This is a genomic window from Kocuria palustris (assembly GCF_016907795.1).
Taxonomy (GTDB): domain Bacteria; phylum Actinomycetota; class Actinomycetes; order Actinomycetales; family Micrococcaceae; genus Kocuria; species Kocuria palustris.
Genome location: NZ_JAFBCR010000001.1, coordinates 1,916,586 through 1,940,937, shown reverse-complemented (window position 1 = coordinate 1,940,937; position 24,352 = coordinate 1,916,586). Strand labels below are relative to the sequence as shown.

The following is a 24,352-nucleotide window of genomic DNA, read 5'->3' as shown; positions in this document are numbered from 1 at the left end:
GCGCGTCAGCGGCGCCCGGAGGACGCCGGCTGGCGCTTGGGCCGGGAGGCCGACGACGGCGCGCGGTCCTGCGTCCCGATCGGGTCCCAGCCGCGGCGCACGGGGGCGTGGCCGGTGGTGCGGCCCCGGTCCCGGGAGCGGTAGACGATGTACGGCCGGAAGAGGTAGTGCACCGGCGCCGTGAACGCGTGGATCAGGCGGGTGAACGGCCAGGCGATGAACAGCGCGAACGCGAACAGCACGTGCACCTTGAACGAGGGCGACGACGCGGCCATGGCGCCCACGTCCGGCTGCAGGATCCATATCGAGCGGAACCACGGGGAGACGGTCTCGCGGTAGTTCACGACGGTGTGGTCGAAGACCGAGATCAGCGTGGTCGCGATGCCCGCCAGCAGGGCCAGCACCAGCAGGACGTACATCATCTTGTCGTTGTTCGTGGTGGCCATGAACACCGGGCCTGTGGTGCGGCGGCGGTAGATCAGCAGGGCCAGGCCCACCAGCGTGCCGAAGCCCGCGAACATGCCGATCGTCAGCGCCATGATGTGGTACATGTGCTCGGACACCCCGGCGAAGTCCGTCCAGGACTTGGGGATGACCAGGCCCACGATGTGCCCGATCAGCACCGCCAGGATCCCGAAGTGGAACAGCGGCGAGGCGATCCGCAGCAGCTTCCCCTCGTACAGGGACGACGAGCGGGTGGTCCAGCCGAACTGGTCGTACTTGTAGCGCCAGATCGTGCCGCCGATGAAGATCAGCAGCACCACGTAGGGCAGTACACCCCACAGCAGGATGTCGGTGGTGTTCATGCGGTCTCAGTCCCTGGAGCTCGTGGAGGCGGCGGCCTCGCGTCGGTGGGTGGGGGTGCAGCCGGCAGCGGCGTGCGCGGCCGAGGGATGGGTCGCCGGATCCACAGGCACGGCACCTGCCGCCCCGCCGGTCATCCCCGAGGCCGAGGAGTCGGACAGCGGCAGCAGCCGCGGATCGAACGGCTGCAGGCCCACGGTCTCGGTGGGAGGGCCGTAGCCGGCCATGCGCATCACGGCGTCGCGGTCCTCCGGGGAGGCTCCGGGCAGCGTGGTGCACACGAGCTCGACGATCCCCAGGTGCGGGAGGCCGTCGTCCTTCAGCGCCAGGCGCAGCAGCTCCAGCGAGGGCCGGTAGCGCTGCAGCAGCTCTGCGCCGTCGTCGGGAGCCACGAGCGCTGCGAACTCCAGGACCACGGGGAGGTGATCGGGCAGCTCCGAGTCGTCCATGCGGAACCCGTGCTCGGCGTAGAGCTCCTTGAACGACAGCAGCGACTCGCCGCGGCGGCGGGTGTCGCCGTCGGTCCAGTACGTGAGGTGGAGGCTGTGCCGGCGCGAGAGGTCGTACTCCTGGACCCAGTCGCCCTGGATCTCGGCCAGCGGCTTGGAGAGCATCCACTGCTCGAGGCGGTCCACGGGCGCCGGGTCGACCCCGACCTCCTGCAGCGCCGCGCGGATCTGCGGGATCCGCCCGAGCAGCTCCCGGTCCGGGTAGCCGAGCAGAAGTGCTGCCGACTGGCGCACTACTGCGGAGCGCTGGGGGTCGGCATCGCGCCACGGCGCCGTCTCGACGGTGCCCTTGCCGCCCAGCCCGAAGATCCTGGCCAGCAGGCTCATCGCGGCTCCCCCTTCGACCCGGGGGACGAGCTCTCCGGGAACAGCCCGTACGGGGTCCCGTTGCCGTCCCAGTTCAGGAGGTTCACCCGGCCCGACATCTCGGAGGCACCCGCGGGCGAGTCAGCGGTCTGGCGCGCCTTGAGCGTGGCGAAGTTCTCGACCGCCACCGGCATGGGGCGCCCGGAGGCCTCGCCGAGACCGCCCATCTGGCCCATGCCCGGGCCGCCGTCGCCATCCAGGGAGCAGCCCATCTCCTCGAGGTTGTGGGCGTCCTCGGTGTGCGCGGTGGGGATGACGTAGCGCTCTGAGTACTTGGCGATCGCCATGAGGCGGTACATCTCGTACATCTGCGAGCCTGTCATGCCCACAGCCTGGGCGATCGACTCATCGGCCTGGTCGCCCAGGGTGATGTCGCGCATGTAGGAGCGCATGGCCGCCAGCTTGCGCAGCACGTTCGCGATGATCTCGGTGTCTCCGGCCGTGAACAGCTCGGCCAGGTACTCCACCGGGATGCGCAGCGAGTCGATCGCCCCGAACAGGACATCGAGGTCCTGGCCGTCGTGGCCCTGGGTGGACAGAAGGTCCACGATCGGCGACAGCGGCGGGACGTACCAGACCATCGGCATGGTGCGGTACTCGGGGTGCAGGGGCAGAGCCACCCGCAGCTCCTTGGCCAGCTTGTAGACGGGCGACTTGCGCGCGGCCTCCATCCAGTCGTCGGGGATGCCGTCGGCGCGGGCCTGACGCTGGACCTCGGGGTCGTTCGGGTCGAGCATCAGGTCGAGCTGGGCCTCGTAGAGGTCCTTCTCATCCGGGGTCGCGGCGGCCTCGGTGACGCGATCGGCGTCGTAGAGGAAGATGCCGATGTAGCGCATGCGACCCACGCAGGTCTCGGCGCAGACCGTGGGGATGCCGACCTCCACGCGGGGATAGCAGAACGTGCACTTCTCGGCCTTGCCCGTCTTGTGGTTGTAGTAGATCTTCTTGTAGGGGCAGCCGGTGATGCACTGGCGCCAGCCGCGGCACTGATCCTGATCGACCAGCACGATGCCGTCCTCGGCGCGCTTGTAGATCGCCCCCGACGGGCAGGCCGCCATGCAGGACGGGTTCAGGCAGTGCTCGCAGATCCGCGGCAGGTGGAACATGAAAGTCTTCTCGAAGTCCAGCTTGATGCGGTCCTCCGAGTCCCGGCGCAGCTTCTGCAGCACCGGGTCCTGGGACTCCGTGGCCTCGATGCCGCCCAGGGAGTCGTCCCAGTTCGCCGACCACTCGACCTTGGTGTCCTTGCCGGTGATCAGCGACTTGGGCTTGGCCACCGGGAAGTCGTCCGAGGCCGGAGCCGAGACGAGGTTCTCGTAGTCGTAGGTCCAGGGCTCGTAGTAGTCGTCCAGATGCGGCTGCACCGGCGAGGCGAAGATGCCGAAGAGCTTCTGCAGGCGGCTGCCCGACTTGAGCTGCAGGTTGCCGCGGCGGTTGAGCGTCCATCCGCCGCGCCACTTCTCCTGGTCCTCGTAGCGGCGCGGATAGCCCTGCCCGGGGCGGGTCTCCACGTTGTTGAACCAGACGTACTCCGTGCCGGCGCGGTTGGTCCACGCCTGCTTGCACGTCACGGAGCACGTGTGGCACCCCAGGCACTTGTCGAGGGTCATGACCATCGCGGTCTGAGCCATGATGCGCATCAGTACTGGACCTCCTGCGAGCGCTTGCGGACGACCGAGGTGACATCTCGGTTGTTGCCGGTGGGGCCGTGGTAGTTGAACGCCCAGGACTGCTGGGCGTAGCCACCCACCATGTGCGTGGGCTTGAGCATGATCCGGGTGACCGAGTTGTGGATGCCGCCGCGGCGGCCGGTGGCCTCGGACTTGGGGACGTCGATCGTGCGCTCCTGCGCGTGGTGGACGAAGACCGCTCCGGGGCGCATGCGGCTGGTGACGATCGCCCGCCCCACGAACACGCCATTGGTGTTCACGCACTCGACCCAGTCGTTGTCCCTGACCTCGATCAGCGCCGCGTCCTCGTCCGACATCCACACCGACGTGCCGCCTCGCGAGAGCGAGAGCATGAACAGGTTGTCCTGGTACTCGGAGTGGATGGACCACTTGTTGTGCGGGGTCAGGTAGCGCACGGCCACCGAGAGGTCCCCGCGCTCGCCGAGCCGCGGCTCGCCGAACAGCGCCGCGCTGTTCAACGGCGGCCGGTAGGTCGGCAGGTTCTCGCCCATGTCCGACATCCAGTCGTGGTCCAGGAAGAAGTGCATGCGCCCGGTAAGGGTGTGGAACGGCTTGAGCCGCTCGATGTTCACCGTGAAGGGGGCGTAGCGCCGTCCGCCCGTCTCCGAGCCGGACCACTCCGGGGAGGTGATGACCGGCACCGGGGCTGCCTGGGTGTCCGCGAAGGTGATCTTCTTCTCCTCCGAGCCCAGCGCCAGGTCGTGCAGCTGCTTGCCCACGCGCTTCTCGAGGGTCTTGAAGCCCTGCACAGCCAGCTCGCCGTTGGTGGTCCCGGACAGCGCCAGGATGGCCTCGGCCATGCGGGCGTCGGTCTCGATCGCGGGCCGGCCCTCAGCCGCACCGGAGTCGAAGACGCCGTGCTTGCGCCCCAGCGCCTCGACCTCGTGGTTGACGTCGAAGGTGATGTTCTTGGTGGTCAGCCCGAGCTTGTCCGCCAGCGGGCCGAGCGCCACGAACTTGTCGCCGATCGCGGTGTAGTCGCGCTCCACGATCTTGAGGTTGGGGAAGTTCTTCCCCGGCACCGCCGGAAGGTCCGTGCCGCGCCACTCGGGAACGTGCCCGCCGGGCTGGTTGATCTGCCCCGGGGTGTCATGGGTGATCGCGGTGGCCACCAGGTCGTGCCGGGTGTCCAGACGGCCCTGGGACAGGCGCGCGACCTCGTCCGAGAGCAGCCGGAACAGCTCGTGATCCGTCTTGGCCTCCCACGGCGGGGTGATCGCCGGGTTGAAGGCGTGGACGTACGGGTGCATGTCCGTGGAGGAGAGGTCGAACTTCTCGTACCAGGTGGCGGCCGGGAAGACGACGTCCGAGAGCAGCGTGGACGACGTCATGCGGAAGTCCGCCGAGACCAGCAGGTCGAGCTTGCCCTCCGGCGCCTTCTCGTGCCAGGCGACGTCGCGGGGCTTGTGGTCCACGTGGTCCTGGCCCAGCACGTTGTTCTGCGTGCCCAGCAGGTGCTTGAGGAAGTACTCCTCGCCCTTGGCGGAGGAGCCCAGCAGGTTCGAGCGCCACAGCACGAGCGTGCGCGCCCAGTTCGCCTCCGCGTCCGGGTCCTCGACCGCGAACTGCAGCTTGCCTGCCTTGGCCTGATCGGCGACCCACTGGCCCTCCGATTCGGCCTCCCCGCGCTCGACGGCAGCCGCTGCGGCGTCGGCGACGTCGAGCGGGTTCTGCGTGAACTGCGGGTAGAACGGCATCCAGCCCAGGCGCGTGGACTGGGCCACGACGTCCGCGGTGTGCATGCCGTCGAGGTGGCCCTTGGCCAGCGGGGACTGCAGGTGCGCCGAGGAGTGGCCGTCCTGGCGGAACTGGTCGGTGTGCATGTACCAGAACGCGGTGCCGATCATGAACCGCGGCGGGCGCGACCAGTCGCTGGCGGAGGCCATGGTGGCCCACCCGGTGATGGGACGGGCCTTCTCCTGCCCGACGTAGTGCGCCCAGCCGCCGCCGTTGCGGCCCTGGCAGCCGCACAGCATGAGCATGGCCAGGATCGCGCGGTAGGTGACATCGCCGTGGTACCACTGGCACAGCCCGCCGCCCAGGATGATCATGGACCGCCCGCCGGAGCGCTCGGCGTTGGCGGCGAACTCGCGGGCCACGCGGATCGCGGCCTCGGACGGGACGGAGGAAATGGCCTCCTGCCATGCCGGGGTGTAGGCGGTCTCGGCGTCGTCGTAGCCGGCGGACCACTGGCCCGGCAGGCCGTCGCGCCCGACCGCGTACTGGGCGAGCATCAGGTCGAAGACCGTGGTGACCGTCCGACCCGCCACCGTGCGGACGGGCACGCCGCGGTGGACCACGGAGCCCTCGCCGGTGTCATCGACGAAGGCTGACAGCGCGATCTCCGAAGCCGCCCCGTCCCAGTCGCCCAGGTCCATGATCGACAGCGCCGGGTCGTGGCCCTCTAGGTCCAGGTTCCAGTCGCCCTCGTCCTGGGCGTTGTAGCGGAAGCCCATGGAGCCCTTGGGGATGAAGGCCTCGCCCGTGGCGCGCTCGAGCATCACGGTCTTGAACGCGGGATCCGCCTGATCCGAGCCGAGGTCCTCGGCGGTGACGAACTTGCCCGGGACGGTCTGCCCGTTCTCGTCGGTGACCAGGGTGACCAGGAACGGGAGGTCCGTGAACTGCTTGACGTAGTCCTCGAAGAACGGGGTCCGCTTATGCGCGAAGTGCTCCGTGAGGATGACCTGGCCCATGCTCATGGCCAGCGCGGCGTCCGAGCCGGGCTGGGCGGGCAGCCACTCGTCGGCGAACTTGGTGCTGTCCGCGTAGTCCGGGGAGACCGAGACGACCTTGGTGCCGCGGTAGCGCACCTCCGCGACCCAGTGGGCGTCCGGGGTGCGGGTCACGGGGATGTTGGAGCCCCACATCATGAGGTAGGTGGCATCCCACCAGTCCCCGGACTCCGGGACATCCGTCTGGTCGCCGAAGACCTGCGGCGAGGCCACGGGCAGGTCCGCGTACCAGTCGTAGAAGCTGTTCATCACGCCGCCGATGAGGTTGATGAACCGGGCGCCGGCGGCGTGGGAGACCATGGACATGGCCGGGATCGGCGAGAAGCCCACGCAGCGGTCCGGGCCGTAGGCGCCGATCGTGTGAACGTGCGCCGCGGCCGTCATCTCGAGGGCCTCCTGCCAGGACGCGCGCACCAGACCGCCCTTGCCGCGGGCCTGCTGGAACTCCCGGCGCTTGGCCGGGTCGTCCACGATCGAGGCCCAGGCCGCCACGGCGTCGCCGCCGTGGGCCGCACGGGCCTCGCGGTACATCTCGAGCAGCACGCCGCGCACGTACGGGTAGCGCACGCGGGTGGGCGAGTACGTGTACCAGGAGAAGGCGGCGCCGCGGGGGCACCCGCGCGGCTCGTACTCGGGGCTGTCCGGGCCGACCGACGGGTAGTCCGTCTCCTGGGCCTCCCACGTGATGATCCCGTCCTTGACGTAGACCTTCCACGAGCACGACCCCGTGCAGTTCACGCCGTGGGTGGAGCGCACGACCTTGTCGTGGCTCCAGCGGTTCCGGTAGAAGGAGTCGCCCGCGCGGCCGCCCTCCCGGAACTCGGCGCGGCCGTCCGCGGTCTGCTCGCGACGGGTGAAGAAGCGGCCGGTCTTCAGCAGCGCCTGGCTGGCGGGGCCGTCGACGCCTGCGGCGTGGGCAGTATGCGCTCCGGAAGTCGTATTCGTGCTCATGGCTCGAGGCTATCGACGAGGCCGAGTCGCTGAGGAATGATTTCCGGCAGTTGCCGGAATTGCAGAAACGGATCCGGAAGACCGCTTGATCTCCGTCAAGGAAATCCGGATCCATATCTGGCACAGGCGTGATGACGCGGATCCAGAGCCCTCGAGGCAGCAAGGCCACCCTTATGGGAATTACACTACAGCGGCGTTCCTGAATTCGCTTCCGTCATTTCTTCTCGAATACCCCCAGAGAAGGCAAGCGATTTCCGGAAGATGCCACGAACCGACCGGAGGTCGGCGGGGGAGTCAGCGAGCGCCCGCCTCCGCATCGGCCGACGCGTCCGGATCAGCCTCGGCCTCCTCCTGCTCCTCGAGCTCGCGCTCGCGCTGGCGCGCCGAGGGGTTCGACGCCACGGCGACGACGGCCGTGATCAGCAGGACCAGGAAGGTCCCGTAGAACATCCACACCGACGGGTAGAACCAGAACAGCGCCATCCCCCAGCCCACGAGCGCGAGCACCAGCGCGAGCACCGACAGGACCAGAAGCCCCAGCCGGACGGTCGAGAACCGCTCGGCGCGCCCGCGCAGCCCGTAGAAGACGGCCAGGCCCATGAGGAAGAGGGTGAAGAACAGCTGCCCGGTGACCGTGATCGCGTCCTGGTGGTACTGATGCATCCCCAGCGCCTGGATCACTGCGGCGATCGCGAGCAGGGCGGGGGCGATGACGGCGGACTTCATGCTGGGAGATCTCCTGGGGGACGGTGACGGACCCGGTCATTCTAGGTGCCGCAGCGAACGAGGCCCCCGGCGCCTGGACTGCTGCCGGACCGCCTCACATTCTCCGTGCTCCCGTCGACGGGAGCACGGAGAAGATCTCCGGGGCCCACAGGCCGCTGTCGGCGAATCCGCGCTGCACGGCATCACGGACCCGCCCCTCCTCGGCCGTCGGCACCAGCGCGATGGCGGCACCGCCGAATCCGCCGCCGGTCATCCGCGCGCCGAGAGCGCCGGCACCCATGGCGGCCTCGACGGCGAGATCGAGCTCGGGGCAGGAGACCTCGTAGTCATCGCGCAGTGAGGCATGCGACGCCGACAGCAGCTCGCCGACCCCGTGGAGGTCGCCGCTGCCCAGCCGCTCGACGGCCTCCAGCACGCGGGCGTTCTCGGTGAGCACGTGGCGCACCCTCCGGCCCGTCTCCTCATCCAGCACGGTGAGGTCGGCGCCCGATGGGACATCACGCAATGACACCGCACCGAGAGCGGAGGCGCCGCGCTCACAGGAAGCCCGGCGTGCGGCGTATCCGCCGTCGGCGTGAGAGTGGGAGACCTTCGTGTCGATGACCAGGACGATGAGCCCATGCTCGGCCAACGGCAGAGGCACGACGCGGGATTCCAAGGTGCGGCAGTCGAGGAACAGGGCGCCGTCGGCCCGACCCATGAGCGAGGCCGACTGATCCATGATGCCGGTGGGCGCTCCGACGAACTCGTTCTCGGCCCGCTGAGTCAGCCGCGCCATGGCCGTCGGCTCCAGCCCCAGATCCAGCAGATCGTTCAGCGCGACGATGGTGGCGACCTCCACGGCATGGGACGAGGACAGCCCCGCACCCACCGGCACGGTGGAGTCCAGCAGCATCTCGAAGCCGGGGACCGCCGCCTCGCCCGTCCCGTCGAGGACGTGGACCACCCCGGCCGGATAGGCCCCCCAGCCGCCGACGTCGCCGGCGGCGAGGCCAGGGAGGCTGAACCGCTCGCAGGAGAGCCCCTTGCCGTCCGGCGCGTAGGTGGAGGCCAGCTCGACCGTGTCCTGACCAGGCTCCCCGGTCCGGCGCAGACGCACGGCGACCATGGCCGCCCGGTCCAATGCGAAGGGCAACACGAATCCGTCGTTGTAGTCGGTGTGCTCCCCCAGCAGGTTCACCCGCCCCGGAGCCCGCCACACTCCGTCCGGAGCGCGACCGTAGACCTCGGTGAAGCGGCGTGCGAGGTCTGCAGCTCGGGCGTCTTCGCGCGGGTCGGTCCTCTGCGGATCCATCATGCGTCCCCCCTCAGTCGTGCGGCGGTCTGCTCGGCGGTGACGTCGTTGATGAATGCGCCCATGCCGGCCTCGGAGCCGGCCAGGAACTTCAGCTTGTCCTCAGACCGACGCGGGCTGGTCAGCCGCAGGTGCAGCCAGCCGGCCTCCCGGTCGGCCGTCGTCACGGGCGTCTGATGCCACGCGGCGATGTACGGAGTGGGAGTGGCATAGAGCCGATCCACTCGCTGCACCAGGTTCCGATAGAGAACTGCGAGCTCGTCGCGCTCCTCCCCCGTCAGGGCCGCCAGATCCGGGACCTGGCGATGCGGCAGCAGATGGACCTCCAGCGGCCAGCGCGCCGCATAGGGCACATAGGCGGAGAAGTGCTCCCCGGCCAGGACCATCCGATCCCCGTCTGCGGCCTCATCGGCCAGGACCTCACCCATCAGAGCCCGGCCCGTGGAGGCCAGATGGGCCCGCGAGCGGGCGGCCAGCTGCGCGGCGTGGGGTGCGGCATACGGGTAGGCATAGATCTGCCCGTGCGGGTGGTGCAGAGTCACCCCGATCTGCTCGCCGCGATTCTCGAAGGGGAACACCTGCCGGACGCCCTGCAATGCCGACAGGGCCTCGGTGCGCTGAGCCCATGCCTCAACGACGGTCCGCGCCCGCTCGAAGGGCAGCGAAGCGAAGGAGCCGTCGTGCTCGGGGGTGAACACCACCACCTCGCATCGCCCGAAGGCAGGCGCGGGCGCCCCCCACAGACTCCGGCCCCCCGCCCCGTCCGCCTCCGGCAGCGCGCCCAGTCCGGGCCCCAGCGACGGGAAGCGGTTCTCGAAGACGACGACGCCGAAATCCGCTGCGGGGATCTCCGATTCCCGCTGGCCTGTGCTCGGACACAACGGGCACTGGTCGGCCGGGGGGAGATACGTGCGGCTCTGGCGGTGAGCGGCCACAGCCACCCATTCCCCGCTCAGACGGTCGAAGCGCACCTCACCGCCCGCCGGACGGGGGCCCAGGGGGCGCTGATCGACGATGTGCTCCACCGGCGAGGTTCCGCGATCGCTGAAGAACACGGCTTCTCGCCCATCGGCGAGGTGGTGGATCCGGTGCGCGATCACCCGCTCGGCGGTGGTGTCGGCAGGCTCGGGAGAGGTCATCGGACGGGCTCCAGTCGCAGGTCGGGGACGAATCGGCTCAGGGTCTCGCGGTGCTCGGCTGCCAGCCCGTCGTCGGTGATGACGGAGTCCACCTCGTCGAGGCCGGCGATGCGATAGAGGCCGGACATGCCCCACTTGGTCGAGTCGGCCAGCACCACGCTGCGGTCGCAGCGGTCCAGGAAGAGTCGGTTGATCTCGGCTTCCATCATGTTCGGGGTCGTGAGCCCCTGACGTTCACTGATCCCGTGCACACCCAGGAAGCACAGGTCCACATGCAGGGTGCGCAGCGCCGCAGCCGCCAGCGGTCCGACCAGTGCATCCGAAGGAGTGCGGACGCCCCCGAGGAGGATCACGGTCTGGCCTGCCGCTGGGGCGTCCTGGAGCAGGGTCGCGATGCGCGGGGAGTTGGTCACCAGGGTGATGCCCGAGACACGGCGAAGGGCACGAGCCAAGGCGAAAGTGGTGGTCCCCGAGTTCAAGGACACCGACATCCCGGGCTCGATCAGGGCCTCGGCTGCGGCCGCGATGGCGGCCTTCTCGGGAAGCTGCAGCTCGGCCTTCCGGGCGAAGCCCGGCTCCGCCGCAGAGGAGCCCGCCGGCAGCTTCGCTCCGCCGTGGACCTTCTGCACCTCTCCGTCCCGCGCCAGCCGGTCCAAGTCCCGACGCACCGTCATGTCCGAGACGTTGAACTCCTCGATCAGATCGGACACTCGGACCGCACCGGCGGACCGGACGCGCTCAAGGATCGCCTGCCGACGACGGTCGGGAATCATCTCGGACACATGCGCTCCTAGGACTTCGAGGGGGTCCTGCCACCACAGCATCCTGCCACTACCGGCGAGCGATTGCGACCACGAGACCAACAAAAAAATGTTCTGTTCAACAGGGTTGATGTTCACTTTTGTTGACCCTAGTATGACGAAGACCACACTGATCGAACACTGCGAGAGGAGATCCATCGATGATCGTTCCCAGGTACTACGAGGACTTGGCCGTTCTGCACGAGAACACGCTCCCGGCACGTTCCTACTACATCCCGAGTTCCACGCCGCTCGACCCCGGTCCGGAGGCTCGTGACTCCTCCGATCGTCTGCAGCTGCTGAACGGTGAGTGGTCGTTCCGGTACTTCGAGAGCATCCACGAGCTTCGGGACCACTTCTACGAGCGCGACTTCCCCGCGGGCGGTTTCGATCGTGTGCCGGTGCCGAGCACGTGGCAGCACCAGGGCTACGACCACCACCAGTACACGAACATCCGCTACCCCTTCCCGCTCGATCCGCCGTTCGTCCCGCAGGACAATCCGTGCGGCGCGTACGTCCACGAGTTCGAGTACACGCCCAGTGAAAACGCCCCGAGCTCTCATCTCACCTTCGAAGGCGTCGACTCCTGCTTCTACGTGTGGCTCAACGGCAAGTACGTCGGCTACAGCCAGGTCTCGCACGCCACCGCCGAGTTCGACGTCACCGAGATCATCGAGCCGGGCACCAACCGCCTGGCCGTCCTTGTACTCAAGTGGTGCGACGGCAGCTACCTGGAAGATCAGGACAAGTTCCGCGTCAGCGGGATCTTCGGCGACGTCTACCTGCTCTCGCGGCCGGCCTCCGTCCTCTTCGACCACTTCACCACCACGACGATCGACACGACGGGGGCCACGGTCGAGATCCGGGGGCTCTACCGCGGCAAGTCCGTGCCGACCTCCGCCGAACTCACCGACGCCGATGGGACGCGCGTCGCAAGCGGTGAGTTGCAGGAGTTCTCCGGCGACGACACGTACACCCACCGGGTCCAGCTGCGCGTTGAGGACCCGCAGCTGTGGACCGCCGAGAATCCTTACCTCTATACCCTCACCCTCACCTCACCGCAGGAGGTCGTCACCGACCGCGTCGGCATCCGTGAGATCACGGTCGTGAATGCCGTCGTCCACGTCAATGGGCAGCCGATCAAGCTGCGCGGCGTCAACCGCCACGACTCCGACCCGGTCACCGGCCCGGCCATCGACCTCGATCACATGAAAACCGACCTGCGGTTGATGAAGCAGCACAACATCAACGCGGTGCGCAGCGCTCACTATCCAAACGCGCCGCGCTTTTACCAGCTGTGCGACGAATATGGATTCTTCGTCATGGGCGAGGCCGACAACGAGAGCCACGGCACCCAGTTTCAGTTCCTGGAGGACCCCTCCTTCGCGAATCAGGTCGAACACTGGAACGAGCCGATCGCGGACAACCCCGAGTGGATCGAGGCGACCCTCGACCGCACCCGACTTTGCGTCATCCGTGAGAAGAACCGCCCGAGCATCGTCATGTGGTCGGCGGGCAACGAGGGCGCATACGGGTGCACTTTCGAAGCCGCGCTCGCGTGGATGGCCGAGTTCGACCCCACCCGCCTTACGCACTACGAGAGCGCCTTCTACCGTAACAGCAAGCGGAAGTACGACTACTCGAACATCGACCTCTACAGCCGGATGTACCCCGCGCTGCACGAGATTCACGAGTACCTCGATTCCGACCCGGACAAGCCGTTCATCCTCGTGGAATACAGCCACGCCATGGGCAACGGCCCCGGTGACCTCGAAAACTACTGGGAGATCATCCGGGCCGACGAGCGCATGTGCGGCGGCTTCGTGTGGGAATGGTGCGACCACGCCGTCTACAAGGGCAAGGCCGACAACGGCAAGGACATCTATTTCTATGGCGGTGACCACGGCGAAGACATCCACTTCGGCAACTTCTGCATGGATGGTCTCGTCTACCCCGATCGCACGCCCCACACGGGTCTGTTGGAGCTCAAGAACGTCCACCGGCCTGTCCGCGTCCTCGGGTTCGACCGGCACACCGGCCGGCTCACCCTGCGCAACGACATGGACTTCACCGATCTGCGCGATCACATCTACCTGACCTGCGGAGTCGTTTGCGACGGCGAGGTGGTCAAGACTGTGCGCGTCGATCTCGACGAGAGCGTGCCGCCGCGGTCCGAGACAACCGTGACGCTCACGCCGACCGTGCCCGAGGCGGGCACCTGCCACCTGCTCGTGACGTCTCATCTGAAGGGCGAGGTGCCATTCCTCACGGAGGGGCATGAGCTCGGCTTCGACGAACTCGAACTGACCACCGCCGATGGACGCAACCAGAGGGCGGTCGCTCTCCTGGAGGGCACCGAGCCGGGCTCGGGCCGGTTGCGCGTCACCGAGGACGCCTCCTCCATCACCGTCGAGTCCGAGGCGTTCCGGTACGCCTTCGACACGCGCACAGGGCTGCCCCAGACCATGACCCTCGGCGGTCGGGATCTGCTCGATGCTCCCGCGCAGATCAATATCTGGCGGGCACCGACGGACAACGACATGAACATCAAAGCCGAGTGGAGACGCGCCCACTACGACGCCGCCTCGGCACGCGCCTACTCCGCAAGCGTCGAGCCAGGCGCGGATGCGGTGACGCTCACCTTCCCCCTCGCGGTCGTGGCGCCCACGATCCAGCCGATCCTGAAGGTGGAGGCCGCCTGGCACGTGAACACCTCCGGTGCGGTGCAGGCGTCCCTCTCAGTGAGGCGTGACCCTGCCTTTCCGTCGCTGCCCCGCTTCGGGATCAGGCTGTTCCTGCCTAAGGAGATGTCGCAGGTTACCTATTGCGGCTTGGGTCCGTTCGAGAGCTACGTCGACAAACGCCGAGCTTCCCATCACGGCCTCTTTGGCTCCGACGTCTTCCGCCTGCACGAGGACTACCTGCGTCCGCAGGAGAACGGCAGCCACGCGGACTGTGACTACGTCATCGTGGCCGGAGGCGGTCTGTCCCTCACCGCCGTGGGGAGCGAGACCTTCTCCTTCAACGCCTCCCCTTACACGCAGGAAGAGCTGGCGAGACGTGCCCACAGCTATGAACTCGTACCGGCGGGCAGCACCGTTTTGTGCCTGGACCACGCCAACGCCGGGATCGGGTCCAACAGCTGCGGTCCTGAACTCCTCGAAAAGTACCGCGTGGATGCCGAGACGTTCCGGTTCGACATCACCATGATTCCCACCATCGAGCAGTGAACTAGTGAAGGGTCACAACGACGTGCCTGCCACCCAAGAGAAGACGTACCTCAAGTGGTACAACAAGATCGGTTATGGATCGGGCGATGTCGGCGGGAACGTCGTGTATGCGTTCCTGTCCGCGTTCGTCATGATCTACCTCACCGATGCCGTGGGCTTGAACCCAGGCATCATCGGCACATTGATCATGGTCTCCCGGCTTTTCGACGGGGTCAGTGACCTCTTCTTCGGAAACCTCATCGACCGCACGCACACGAAGATGGGCAAGGCACGTCCGTGGATGTTCTGGGCGTACTTCGGTTGCGCCGCCGCGCTCATCGCCACCTTCGCGATCCCGACCAACGTCGGCCAGACCGCGCAATACGCCTGGTTCTTCATCGCCTACACGCTGCTGAACGCGGTCTTCTTCACGGCCAACAACATCGCCTTCTCGGCGTTGACGGCGCTCATCACCAAGAACGGTGCCGAGCGTGTGCAGATGGGCTGCATCCGCTTCATGTTCGCCTTCGGGACGAGCATGCTCATCCAGACCTTCACCGTCGCAGGTGTGCAACAGTTCGGTGGCGGCGCCGAGGGCTGGCGCACGATCGCCATCATCTACGCCGTGATCGGGCTAGCCGTGAACTCGCTGTCGGTGTTCTCGGTGCGCGAGCTTTCGCGCGAGGAGCTTGCGGACCGGCCGGGCGCCCACCATGACCCCGCGGAGCTCGCCGAGGTGGAGGTGACCAGCGTCAAGGAGGCCGCGAAGCTCGCGGTGGCCAACAAGTACTACCTCATCATCCTACTCGTGTTCCTCCTGGCGCAGATCTTCACCGCGACGCTCAACATGGGGATCTACTTCATGACGTACATCCTCGGCGACGCGAACCTTCTCGGAGTCTTCGCGTGGGCGATCAACGCGCCGTTGATCATCGGTCTGCTCTTCACCCCGTTCCTCGTGAAGCGGTTCGGTGAGATGTACCGGGTGAACATCACCGGGTATGTGATCGCGGTCGTCGGCCGGCTCGGTGTTCTCGTCGCGGCGTACATGGGCAGCATTCCCCTCATGCTCCTCTTCACGGGCCTGGCCTCGCTCGGGATGAGCCCGCTGCAAGGCACGTTGAACGCACTGATAGCCGAGGCGTCCGAGTACACCTACCTCACCAAGAACCGGCGCATCGATGGGGTCATGTACTCCTGTACCTCGTTCGGCGTGAAGCTGGGCGGCGGAATCGGGACGGCACTGGCAGGATGGCTGCTCGCATGGAGTGGCTACGTCGGTGGTGCGGACACGCAGCCGGAGTCCGCGCTGCAGATGATCAGCTTCATGTACCTGTGGATCCCGGCCATCATGAACTTCATCATCCTGCTGCTGCTGACGCGCCTCGACGTGGAGAAGGCCAATAGGAGGGTCAAGGCGGAGATCGCCGTCACCGCGTGACGCCTCGCGCTCTTTCCGAAGACCCTGCTCGAGTCTGCTTCTTCACGGGATGGTTGTGCTGGGGTTCCGCAGCTGATTTCGTGGAAAGAGAGCGGATCGGGGGGTTGTGGGGGATTGCGTGATCAGCTGCTGACACGTCGTGTCACTAGGGGCGGGGGTTTGCCCTGGTCAGGTGCCTTTGGGGTCCAGGTGGAGGATGCGCGGGGGTGGGGTCAGGTGCAGCGCGCTGAAGGCTTTGGAGGCCAATAGGAGGGTCAAGGCGGAGATCGCCGTCACCGCGTGACGCCTCGCGCTCTTTCCGAAGACCCTGCTCGAGTCTGCTTCTTCACGGGATGGTTGTGACTGATTGGCTGACACCTGAACCGGTTCCATCCTGGCGGAGCTGGGCCGCCGGGGCGAGGCGCTGGCCCCCACCCAGGAGGCCGTCGACATACGCCGGGTGCTGGACGACCCCGACACCGGCAACCCCGCCGCCTACCAGCCCGACCTCGCCAGCTCGTTGAACAACCGGCTCTTCCCAGATGAGGGTGTAGCGCACGTCGCGCGGCGGGCCGGCGCGTCGGTGGCCGGATAGAGGTCGAGGTCTCCCGAGGATGAGAGCTCCTACACACTCAGCCTGAAGCGCCCTGGGTTTCGTTCCGAGGTCAGGGCACCGCGGGCGCGGTCACCTCGAGGTCAGTGTAAGCAGCCTCGACCTCGACCGGGGTCCGGTACCCCAGTCGTTCGTGGAGCCGAGCCGTGTTCCACCAGTGGACCCAGTCCAACGTCGCGATCTCCACCGCAGTAGCCGAGGGCCAGACGCGCTTGGAGTAGATGATCTCGGTCTTATAGAGACCATTGACCGTTTCTGCCAGGGCATTGTCGTAAGAATCCCCGACCGTACCGACTGAAGCAGTCACACCTGCAGCAATCAGCGCATCCGAGTAGGCCAGCGACACATATTGAGACCCTCGATCCGAGTGATGCGTCAAGCCAGAAGAATCCCGACGGGCACCAGTCGTCAATAATGCCTGTTCCAGAGCCAGAAGCGGCAGGCGATCTGTGTGCAGCGTTGAAGCGACCGACCAGCCGACGATCTTGCGGGTGCAGACATCCGTGATGAATGCGGCATAGCAGAATCCCGACACAAGACGCACATAAGTGATGTCGGCGACCCAGAGCTCATGCGGAGCCGCGGCCGTGAAGTCGCGCTGGACCAGGTCCGGGCGATGATCATCTGCCTGGGCTGGACGGGTGGTGTTGGGCTTGCGGCCCCGGCGGACCCCGTGCAACCCGGCGCTACGCATCAAACGAGCGACCTGATCGCGGCCCAGGTCCCAGCCTGCTCGGCGCATCGCATGCCACATCTTCCGCGCCCCGTAGACACCATAGTTCTGCGCATGGACGCGCTGTATTTCCGGGATCAATGATTGATCACGCAGAGCACGAGCTGAGGCCGGTCGAGTCTTCGCAGCCCGGTAGGCCCGGGAGGTGATGAACCCACATTCTGTTTCGCGCATCACGCGGCAGATGGCCTCGACCCCGAAATCGTCGCGGTTCATGTCGATGAACCGGATCATCTCGTCGTGGGGCGGTCGAGTTCCGCTGCGAAAAAAGCCGAGGCCTTTTTCAGGATGGCGGATTCAAGCGGTGAGCGCAAGGAACTCTGCGAGCTTCTCTGATGGTGTCAGATAGCCCAATGTCTTCCGAGGGCGTCCGTTGAGACTGTCCTGGATCATGTCGAGTTCCCTGCGGCTGAGGCCGCTGAGGTCGGTGCCTTTGGGGAGGTACTGGCGCAGCAGGCCGTTGGTGTTCTCGTTGCTGCCGCGCTGCCAGGGCGAGTGAGGATCGCAGAAGTAGATCGGAATGCCCGTGGCGGTAGTGAACGCAGCATGCTTGGCCATCTCCGCGCCCTGGTCCCAGGTGATCGTTCGGGCCAAGGAGGACGGCAGCTTGCTGACCGCCTCGCGCATTGCTGCCTCGACCTGCTCGGCGCTCTTGCCATCGGGCAGGTGCAGCAGCAATGTCATCCGTGTCGAGCGCTCGACGAGCGTCCCGACAGCGCTGCGGCTGCCCTGACCAAGGATGAGGTCACCCTCCCAATGCCCGGGCACTGCACGGTCGTCGGCTTCGGCAGGGCGCTGGCTGAGCATCACCATGCCGGGGATGCGGCCACGACCCTCGATGGCCCCGCGAGGCTTGCGAGCCGTCCTTCCGGACCGCAGGCACCGGGCCAGTTCACGGCGCAACTCGCCTCTGCCCTGCACGAACAGCGACTGGTAGATCGTCTCGTGGCTCACACGCATCTGCGGATCATCGGCATGATCCAACCGTAGGCGCACCGCGATCTCGTCGGGCGACCACAACTGCTCCAGCCGACTGGCGACCTCCTCGAGCAGTCGGCCGGGCCTGAGCTTGAACGGCTTCGGCCGACGAGTCTGCTGGCGGGCACGTTCATGTGCGCGCCAAGCCGAGTATTCGCAGCGGCCTCCGCCGCGCTTGACCTCACGGCTGATGGTGGACACCGTTCGCCCCAGCTGCCCGGCGATCGCGGTGAATGTGTCGCCACGATTGATCCCCAGAAGGATCTGCTCGCGCTCATCGATCGTCAGGCAGCCCTGGCGTGGTTTCCAGCCGAGCGGTTTGGCATCGAGGTGCCTGCCGCTCCGGGCCATGACCCCGACCATCGGCGCGCTGCAGCCGATCTCCTTGGCGATATCGACCAGCCGCCAGCCCCTCGCGTGCAACCTGAGCGCCAGCTGCTTCTGCTCCCGGCTGAGATGACCGTGCTTGCCCTGCATCCGGATCCTCCTGTGGTCAGTGACTGTCCCATCTCACAGGAGATGTTGCGCTGACCGCTTGAATCCGCCGATCTCATTGGCGCGGCGGGCTTCGGCGAGTTCTCGACGCAGCCTGCGATTCTCTTCGCCCAGGCTCTCGTCAGTGGCGGGTGCCGGTGTGGCCTTGCTTGCTGTGATGGCTTGGTTGCACCAGGCGCGCAGGGTCTCGGGCCCGCAGCCCAGCGACTCGGCCACGACTCGGATGGAGGCCGCGCGTGGTCCGCCCTCGGTGGCTTGGCGGTCGAAGACCATCCGCACGGCGCGTTCGCGGAACTCGGGGGTGAACTTCTTGGGCATGATCCGATTCTCCTTCAGGAAGCTCGGAACCAAACCCAGGGCGCTTCAGGGACGACTACTGGACCAGACTCACCGCCGGGTTCATCGCCGGCACGGGACCCGACGTCTTCACCAATCATGTGTCCAGATACCCCCAGTTCGCCGAGCTCGAGGTGCTCGCCCCGCTGGATGAGCAGTCCGCCACGGCGGACCTGGACCCCGACGACTACCAGGATGGCCTCGTCGAGCTGTGGACCGGCGCGGACGGCCACCAGTACGGCGTCCCCAAGGACTGGGACACTGAAGCGATCTTCTACAACGAGGACATGATCGCCGAAGCCGGGCTGTCAGCGGAGGACATCGGCAGCCTCCGGTGGAACCCCACGGACGGCGGCAGCTTCGAGGACATCGTGGCGCATCTGAGCGTGGACGAGAACGGAGTGCGCGGCGACGAACCAGGCTTCGACAAGGACAATGTCGCGGTCTACGGCTTCGGGCTGCACGAGGCCGGCGGCGGCACTGCGGGCCAGGCGCAGTGGTCGGCCTTCGCCGCCTCCAACGGCTGGCAGATCACCGACGAACCGCTCTGGGGGGATCACTACAACCTCGATGATCCGGCTCTTCAGGAGACCCTGGATTGGTACTTCGGGCTCACCGACAAGGGGTTCGTGCCGCCGTACGGACAGTTCAACGCAGCTGAGGGCGTCAACTCCCAGCTCTCCTCCGGGTCGGTGGCCATGGCCGTGGACGGCGCATGGCTGATTCCCAACTACGCGGCCATCGAGGATTTCCCCGTCGGCACCGCCCGCACCCCAGTGGGTCCCGACGGAACGGCCCAGTCCATGATGAACGGCCTGGCCGACTCCATCGTCAAGGACACGGACAATCCCGAGGGCGCCGCGCTGTGGACCGCGTTCATGGGTTCGGCCCAGTGCCAGCAGGAGGTCGCCCGAGCTGGCGTGGTCTTCCCCGCCCGCAAGGACTCCACGCCCATCGCCGCGCAGACCTATCAGGAGATGGGCATCGATCCGGAGCCCTTCATCGCCCCGGTCGAAGAGGGCAACACGTTCTACTTCCCCGTCACCCGATACGGAGCCGATATCACCGCGCTGATGGCCCCCGCTTTCGAAGACATCTATGCCAACGACGTGCCCGCCTCTTCCCTCTCCGAGACCAACAGGGCCATCAACGTCCTGTTCGAGACCGACGGGTCCTGACCGGATCACAGCCCCGAGCTCTGCTTCGCGGCAGCCGACTGCCTCCAGCAGCGATTCATCAGACAGCTCTTACGCCGCATTTCATGCGGCACTTCCAGAAAGGATGCCTCGTCATGGCGACTGTTTCGTATGACCGCGTGACCTGTCAGTACCCCGGAGCCGAGAGCCCCTCGGTCTCCGAGCTCAGCCTGGACATCGCCGACGGCGAGTTCCTGGTGCTCGTGGGCCCGTCGGGCTGCGGCAAGTCCACGACCCTGCGCATGCTGGCGGGACTCGAGGACGTCACCCGCGGCTCGATCCTGATCGGCGATCAGGACGTCACCGACGTCGACCCCCGCGACCGCGACATCGCCATGGTCTTCCAGAACTACGCCCTCTACCCCCACATGACCGTGGCCGAGAACATGGGCTTCGCGCTGAAGATCGCCAAGGTCCCCGCCGACGAGCGCCGGGCCAAGGTCGAGGAGGCCGCCAAGATCCTGGACCTCACCGAGTACCTGGACCGCAAGCCCAAGAACCTCTCGGGCGGACAGCGCCAGCGCGTGGCCATGGGCCGAGCCATCGTGCGCTCCCCCAAGGTCTTCCTCATGGACGAGCCGCTGTCCAACCTCGATGCCAAACTGCGCGTGCAGACCCGCACCCAGATCGCCTCCCTCACCCGACGCCTGGGCGTCACCACCGTCTATGTCACCCACGATCAGACCGAGGCCATGACCATGGGTGATCGCGTGGCCGTGCTCAAGGGCGGCAAGCTCATGCAGGTCGACACCCCGGCCAACCTCTACGACCGCCCCGCCAACGAGTTCGTGGCCGGATTCATCGGCTCCCCGGCCATGAACCTGCTGCGCAGCGCCCCGGATGACCAGGGCGTGCTGGCACTGGGCACCACCCGTCTCCAGCTCACCGACGCCCAGCGCCAGGCCCTCACCGGCACCGAGGTCACCGTGGGCATCCGCCCCGAGAACCTCTCACTGGCCCCAGAGAGCGAAGGCATCCCCGTGACCGTCCAGGCCGTCGAGGAGCTCGGCGCCGACGCCTACATCTACAGCACACTGGCACCGGTCACCGCAGCCAACCAGATCGTCACCACCCACTCCTCGGCCGCCGAGGAGGAGACCGCCGACGAAGACCACGCCCCCGAAGGCATCACCATCCGCACCAGCGGACGCTCCGCCGTCAAGGTCGGCGACACCATCTGGACCACCCCGGCCCTGGACCGCCTCCACCTCTTCGACACCGCCACCGGCCAGCGCCTCCCGGACTGAACCGACTCGAGGCCTCGCGCTCCTTAACGTGCCCCGGTGGACGACGGGGCACGTTGCCCGAAGCCATCGTCCGGGGCCGCCGCGCGCAGAGGTGAGCAGGCAGAGGCGAGCCGCCAGAGCCACGGCGGCCCTGGACCGCATCGCACATCTGCTAGATAGCCACCCCCACTAGTGTGTGTGGCTATCTAGTCATGACTCCTGCAGCAGACCCCTCAGCGACCAGACGCAGCGAATGGCTGCGCGGCGTGCTGCAGCCGTGCGTGCTGCAGTGCCTGGCCGTCGGCCCCGCCTACGGCCACGGCTACGGCTACGGCTACGGCTACGGCTACGGCTACGCGATCATCGCCCGCCTGGCCGAGGCCGGGATCGGCGAGATCATGGGCGGCACGCTCTACCCCCTGCTCGCCCGCCTGGAGACCCGCGAGCTCGTGACGATCGAGTGGCGCACCGGCGAGGGCGGGCCCGGGCGCAAGTACTTCCGCCTCACCGACGTCGGCCGCGCCGAGCTGGCCGACGCCCGCACCGCCTGGTCGGCCTTCGCGCGCGCCGTCGACACCCATCTGGAGCTTGACCGAGCTCCGTCGCACCCCTGAACTCCACCCTTCTTCAGGAGATCACCATGAGCACAGCACCCGAGTCCCTGGCCGATGACCACGACGTCTGGCAGCGCCCGTTCGTGCGGCTGCACCGCCGCTGGTGCGACGACTTCGTCCTCGAGCTGCGCCTTCGCGATGTCCCCGGCGCGCGGATCGGCGACCACCTGGCCGAGGTCGAGTCGCACTGCATCGAGACGGGCACCGACCCGGAGGAGGCCTTCGGCGACGCCCGGGAGTACGCGCGGGAGGTCGGCGACGCCGACGAGCCCGCGCGAGACACCGGGGTCCTGCGCGTCACCCTGATCTCCCTGGCGGCCCTCGTCGTCTTCCTCACGGGCAATGACGCGACCAACCGGTGGGCCCTCGGCGAGGCGCTGTCCTTCAACGTGGCTGAGCTGATCTGCCTGGGACTGCTCGCCGCCGGAGTGGCGGCACTGCCCGTCCTGCTCGGGCCGCTGCTGCGCAGGACGCGGCTCGGCCTCGCCTTCTTCGCCGGGCTCTTCCTGCTGGGCGCGCTGCGCGCCCTGGCCGGACCCCTGCCGCTGGAGCCCGTGGTCGATGGCATCCCGGCAGCCCCCGTCTCCGTGGGCGCCCTCCTCGTCCTGTGCGTGCTCTCAGCCCTGGAGGCGCGCGAGCTCTCGGGCGACGACGACCGTGTCACCTCTCCCCTGCGCGCTCCGGACGGCGCGCGACCGCCGGCTGGTCGAGGCGTGGTGCTGATCGCCTGGATCTTCCCGATCGCCTTCGTCGCGCTGGGGGCGCTGGCCTGGATCGTCGCCTGAGCGGCGGCTCCGAGGCGCTGCCGCTCGAGGATCGACAGGAACGGCTCGGTGCGGCTCAGCTCGGTCACGGAGCGCCCGCTGGCCGTCAGACTGCTCGTCCGGGCCAGGGCCGTCGGCGCGATCGCCGAGGTCGTGCACTCGCCGATCGTCTCGGTGTAGAGCTGAACACCGCGGGGGTTCAGGAACGACGCCGGTGAGATGCCCTCGGACTCGACCAGCCCGCTGAGCGTGTACATGAGGAAGCCGTTGTAGAGCCCGTTGTCGATCTTCGCCGTGACCTGGCTCAGATCGGCGGGCGGGGCGCCGGCCGCGACGGCCTGCACCCGGAGATCGGGTGCGTAGGAGGCAGCCAGCTCGCCGGCTGAGGCTGCGGCCCCGCCGCCCTGGGAGTAGCCCACGATCCCGACCGGAGTCTGCGCGCTGGTCCCGCCCAGGCCGGCATCGCGCACGGCGCCCGCCGCATCGCGCACGGCGTGACCCTGGTCCAGGCGGTCCATGTACGTGTGCGGGCCCTGCATCCCCAGGCCGATGCAGTCCGTGACGACCACGTCGTAGCCGGCCAGCAGCAGGGCGTTGATGCCCGCGGCCTCGTACTCGGTGCCCTGGGCGCCCTGATGGCTGGGCGCGCACTGATTCGCCACGCCCTGCGTGCCCACCGCATAGGTGATCAGAGGGCGGACCCCTGGGCCGCGCCACGGCGAGCCCGACTTCAGGAACGAGTCCGTCACCGGGACGATCGCGCCGTCCGAGTCGGTCGTGGTGTACATGATCCGGGACTGCGCCTCGCCCAGCCGCACCGCTCGCGCCGGTCCGAGATAGAAGGGCGAGGACTCGTGCTTGAGCCGGCTCGCCGGCGCCTGGGGCAGCTGCGAGGGTGCGGCATAGAACGCGCCCAGCGGCTGATCGGCCGCACTGTCGGCGGCCGAGACCGCCCGGGCTGCAGCCGGGGCCGGGGCGCGGTCTCCGGGACGGCCTCAGCAGCGGGATCGGAGGCGCTCGACGACGACCCGGGCGCCGCCGCCGCGGGGGCCAGGCCGCCGAGGCCCAGGGAGAGGGCGGCCAGGGCCGCGGTGACGCTGAGCAGGGACGCGCGGAGTTTCATGGGGACCTCGATGCTGGTGCGGATGCAGCTGGTGGCCGGAGCGCATCCCGCACCCATACCGCCCGCGACGTGCGACGATGATCAGCCCGTCACGTTCGAGACAGAAGTGCATCCATGGTGCCGCCACCTCGGCGCGGCGCGTCGGATGTGATATGTACCATAGGCTCTGCGCAGCCACAGCGCGCCCCAGATCCCGCCCCAGGAGGACCCATGACCATCGTGATCGCCCGCGCCGGCACCGCCGAGGGCCAGGCCGCCCTGGACGCCGGGCTGGCCGAGGCCGCCCGCCGCTCGGAGGACGCCGTGATCTTCCACCTCGGCGGGGACGACTCCGACACCGAAGCCCAGGAGCTGCAGGGCGTCAAGGTCACCCATCAGCAACCGGAGCCCCGCGGCCGCGATGCCGTGGGCGACCTCCTCGATGCCGCCGAGGCGGCAGACGCCTCCCTGATCGTCGTGGGCATCCGCCACCGCAGCCCCATGGGCAAGCTGCTGCTGGGGAGCGCCGCGCAGCAGATCCTGCTCGAGGCCGCCTGCCCGGTGCTCGCCGTCAAGCCCGAGCGCCGCTGAGGCCTTCCGCTCCAGAGCTCGGCACCTCGCCCACCGCGAGTCGCCGGGCTCTTCCGCGTC

The 24,352-nt window shown here is 67.7% G+C and carries 16 protein-coding genes, 3 pseudogenes and 1 other annotated feature; of the genes and pseudogenes, 7 read left to right on the top strand and 12 right to left on the bottom strand.

Annotated features, from left to right (window positions below):
- Positions 1-5 precede the first annotated feature (5 nt).
- The 8 genes from narI to JOE55_RS08615 form a co-directional block, all read right to left on the bottom strand.
- Positions 6-806 carry a respiratory nitrate reductase subunit gamma gene (gene narI / locus JOE55_RS08650; protein ID WP_204782648.1) on the bottom strand — a complete coding sequence of 267 codons (801 nt, stop codon included), beginning with the start codon at positions 804-806 and terminating at the stop codon, positions 6-8.
- 6 nt (positions 807-812) lie between these two features.
- Positions 813-1,640 carry a nitrate reductase molybdenum cofactor assembly chaperone gene (gene narJ / locus JOE55_RS08645; RefSeq protein WP_006213679.1) on the bottom strand — a complete coding sequence of 276 codons (828 nt, stop codon included), beginning with the start codon at positions 1,638-1,640 and terminating at the stop codon, positions 813-815.
- Entirely contained in the window at positions 1,637-3,319 is a 1,683-nt protein-coding gene (gene narH / locus JOE55_RS08640; RefSeq protein WP_204782647.1) for a nitrate reductase subunit beta, read from the bottom strand. Before narH ends, narJ begins: the two co-directional genes overlap by 4 nt.
- On the bottom strand, positions 3,319-7,056 hold the full coding sequence (locus JOE55_RS08635) for a nitrate reductase subunit alpha (protein ID WP_204782646.1): 3,738 nt from the start codon (positions 7,054-7,056) through the stop codon (positions 3,319-3,321). The genes narH and JOE55_RS08635 overlap by 1 nt, the downstream gene beginning before the upstream one ends.
- A 294-nt stretch (positions 7,057-7,350) precedes the next feature.
- The gene (locus tag JOE55_RS08630; protein WP_006213684.1) at positions 7,351-7,782 is read right to left on the bottom strand and encodes a hypothetical protein; all 432 of its coding nucleotides are present in this window, start codon (positions 7,780-7,782) and stop codon (positions 7,351-7,353) included.
- 94 nt (positions 7,783-7,876) lie between these two features.
- On the bottom strand, positions 7,877-9,079 hold the full coding sequence (gene galK, locus JOE55_RS08625) for a galactokinase (protein ID WP_239546558.1): 1,203 nt from the start codon (positions 9,077-9,079) through the stop codon (positions 7,877-7,879).
- Positions 9,076-10,215, bottom strand: coding sequence for a galactose-1-phosphate uridylyltransferase (gene galT / locus JOE55_RS08620; protein ID WP_204782645.1), 1,140 nt, complete (start codon positions 10,213-10,215; stop codon positions 9,076-9,078). Before galT ends, galK begins: the two co-directional genes overlap by 4 nt.
- Positions 10,212-10,997, bottom strand: a complete 786-nt coding sequence (locus JOE55_RS08615) for a DeoR/GlpR family DNA-binding transcription regulator (RefSeq protein ID WP_204782644.1) — start codon at positions 10,995-10,997, stop codon at positions 10,212-10,214. The genes galT and JOE55_RS08615 overlap by 4 nt, the downstream gene beginning before the upstream one ends.
- Positions 10,998-11,176: 179 nt before the next feature.
- Between JOE55_RS08615 and JOE55_RS08610 the strand changes: the two genes are divergently transcribed.
- Positions 11,177-14,245 carry a glycoside hydrolase family 2 TIM barrel-domain containing protein gene (locus JOE55_RS08610; protein ID WP_204782643.1) on the top strand — a complete coding sequence of 1,023 codons (3,069 nt, stop codon included), beginning with the start codon at positions 11,177-11,179 and terminating at the stop codon, positions 14,243-14,245.
- Between the two features lie 4 nt (positions 14,246-14,249).
- Positions 14,250-15,665, top strand: a complete 1,416-nt coding sequence (locus JOE55_RS08605; protein WP_204782642.1) for a glycoside-pentoside-hexuronide (GPH):cation symporter — start codon at positions 14,250-14,252, stop codon at positions 15,663-15,665.
- 644 nt (positions 15,666-16,309) lie between these two features.
- On the opposite strand, the pseudogene JOE55_RS08600 reads toward JOE55_RS08605, so the two are convergent.
- The 3 genes and pseudogenes from JOE55_RS08600 to JOE55_RS08590 form a co-directional block, all read right to left on the bottom strand.
- Positions 16,310-17,260: pseudogene (locus tag JOE55_RS08600) on the bottom strand (IS3 family transposase); the annotation flags it as partial.
- Positions 17,167-17,263, bottom strand: a sequence feature (AL1L pseudoknot). Its footprint overlaps the pseudogene before it by 94 nt.
- A gap of 24 nt (positions 17,264-17,287) precedes the next feature.
- Positions 17,288-18,445 (bottom strand): IS30 family transposase, encoded by a 1,158-nt coding sequence (locus JOE55_RS08595; protein WP_053446838.1) that lies wholly within the window; start codon positions 18,443-18,445, stop codon positions 17,288-17,290.
- Between the two features lie 33 nt (positions 18,446-18,478).
- A complete protein-coding gene (locus JOE55_RS08590; RefSeq protein ID WP_204782640.1) occupies positions 18,479-18,781 on the bottom strand; it encodes a transposase in 303 nt (100 codons plus the stop codon).
- Between the two features lie 62 nt (positions 18,782-18,843).
- Between JOE55_RS08590 and JOE55_RS08585 the strand changes: the two are divergent.
- The 4 genes and pseudogenes from JOE55_RS08585 to JOE55_RS13135 all read left to right on the top strand — a co-directional run.
- Positions 18,844-19,977, top strand: a pseudogene (locus JOE55_RS08585) (extracellular solute-binding protein); the annotation flags it as partial.
- Positions 19,978-20,090: 113 nt separating this feature from the next.
- Positions 20,091-21,242, top strand: coding sequence for an ABC transporter ATP-binding protein (locus JOE55_RS08580; RefSeq protein WP_204782639.1), 1,152 nt, complete (start codon positions 20,091-20,093; stop codon positions 21,240-21,242).
- 191 nt (positions 21,243-21,433) lie between these two features.
- Positions 21,434-21,835, top strand: coding sequence for a PadR family transcriptional regulator (locus JOE55_RS08575; RefSeq protein WP_204782638.1), 402 nt, complete (start codon positions 21,434-21,436; stop codon positions 21,833-21,835).
- A gap of 26 nt (positions 21,836-21,861) precedes the next feature.
- Positions 21,862-22,620: an HAAS signaling domain-containing protein gene (locus JOE55_RS13135; protein ID WP_239546556.1), complete on the top strand. Its 759-nt coding sequence runs from the start codon at positions 21,862-21,864 to the stop codon at positions 22,618-22,620.
- Positions 22,621-22,691: 71 nt separating this feature from the next.
- Here the strand turns inward: JOE55_RS13135 and JOE55_RS13590 are convergent.
- Positions 22,692-23,387 (bottom strand): annotated as a pseudogene (locus JOE55_RS13590) (lipase family protein); the annotation flags it as partial.
- Positions 23,388-23,932: 545 nt separating this feature from the next.
- Between JOE55_RS13590 and JOE55_RS08565 the strand changes: the two are divergent.
- The gene (locus JOE55_RS08565) at positions 23,933-24,292 is read left to right on the top strand and encodes a universal stress protein (RefSeq protein WP_204782636.1); all 360 of its coding nucleotides are present in this window, start codon (positions 23,933-23,935) and stop codon (positions 24,290-24,292) included.
- The last annotated feature ends 60 nt before the right edge of the window (positions 24,293-24,352 follow it).